This window comes from Rhodococcus sp. (in: high G+C Gram-positive bacteria), from assembly GCF_049286785.1.
Classification (GTDB): Bacteria; Actinomycetota; Actinomycetes; order Mycobacteriales; family Mycobacteriaceae; genus Rhodococcus_F.
The window spans coordinates 1-1542 of the sequence record NZ_JBAQEO010000145.1 but is presented as its reverse complement, the minus strand read 5'-3'; the positions used below and the strand labels follow the sequence as shown (position 1 = coordinate 1542).

At 61.6% G+C, this 1542-nt stretch carries 2 protein-coding genes; both read right to left on the bottom strand.

Annotated features, from left to right (window positions below; all coding sequences use genetic code 11):
- Nucleotides 1–1024: acyl-CoA dehydrogenase family protein (locus tag WAW17_RS05820; protein WP_422332059.1), on the bottom strand; the 1024-nt coding region annotated here is incomplete at its 3' end.
- Between the two features lie 211 nt (nt 1025–1235).
- Nucleotides 1236–1542 (bottom strand): flavin reductase family protein (locus WAW17_RS05815; RefSeq protein WP_422332058.1); only part of this gene is annotated, 307 nt, incomplete at its 5' end.

Below are 1542 nucleotides of genomic sequence, written 5' to 3'. Positions count from 1 at the left end.
GGCCGAACACCTCGTTCACCACCGCGACACATTCGGTGTGGGCCAGAGAGACCATCGCGCGCTGACGAACAGATGCCATCGGATCGATAGCTTCTCCTGACGCCGCCGCGTCCCACATGAGTCGAGTCTCTTTCTCGGCGAGTGCTCGCACTGCGGCCAGCCGGGTGTCGAGCTGACCCAGTCTGAACTGGAAGACAGGGTCTTCGGCCAGGCGCATCATGGGGTTGAACGCAGGGCGTTTCGTCTTCGCGAGCTCGCTCACGTCGTCCAATGCTCCCTGGGCGATACCGAGTACCACCGCGACGTGAGTGGGGCCGAGTCCCAATCGAATAGGAAGCCTGAACATCTGCGTGTCGACTCCGGCCGGGCCGAAGAACTCGGCAGTGTGATGCTCGGGAACGAAGACCTCGTCCAGGATGAAATCGGTGCTGTTGGTGCCCCGAAGTCCTACCGAATCCCAGTTATCAAGGTACTGAGCTTGATCAGCCGGAAGCATGGCCAGTTTCATTACCGGCGTGCCGTGCTCGGTCATCTTGGGCGCGCCGCCCTCGAGGAGGATGCAGTTACCCATGATCCACTGGTGTTCGTAGCTGCCGCTGGCGAGGGGCCACTGCCCCTTGACGATGTATCCACCATCGGTAGGAATCGCCACCCCCTTCGGCGCAAAGGCGCCGCGCGCCATCGTATTCGGTCCGTCCACGTAGATCTCGTTGTCGAGAATCTCCTGCGGGAAGCGCCCGAATACCGGCGCGAAGTCTGCGCCGATCATCACCGTCCAGGCTGCGGACGCGTCGGCTCGGGCAACCTCCTCGATGACCGCCATCGCATCGGGCAAGCTCATCTCCTCACCGCCGTACCGGCGGGGGACGAACATCCGAAATGCACCGGTGTCGGCGATGCGCTCGATCAGATCGGCGGGAATGCCCTTGGCCTTCTCGATCTCTTCCGCTCGTTCCGCGATCTCCGGCGTCAGCTTCTTGATCGCGTCGAGCACGGTTGTGGTCTCAACCTCACTGGTTGTCATGCATATCCTCCACTTTTGAAAGGCCGACTCGAGGGGGCGGGAAGATCATGGGCGGCTGCCGATCGCTCGGATGAGCGAGACAGGGGCGCCGGACCCGCGGCCAAATAAGTCGAATCGAACACTAGATGTATTATGTGTCTACCGTCACATCGGGGTCAAGCCCCTGGCTCATATCAATTTCTGCCACGACGTTCGCTGCCTTCGGCCCACGTCAGAGAACGACGAGTTGGCGAAACTTGCTGCCGTGAAACACGAGCGGCGCGGCATCCGGATCGGCACGGAGCCCGTGAATCTGCATCAGGGCGATCACATGATCGCCGGCAGCAAACTCATTGCGCAGAGTGCAGTGCAACCACACCGTCGCTCCGTGCACGAACACAGCACCGTCACCTCTGGATACCCAAGGGACGGAGGCGAATCGATCACCCTGCTTCATGGACAAACTTCGGCACGCCGCACCCTGATCCTGCGCCAGCACGCTCAGCCCGAGGTGCGAGCAGTCTCTCAATCGTGGCCAC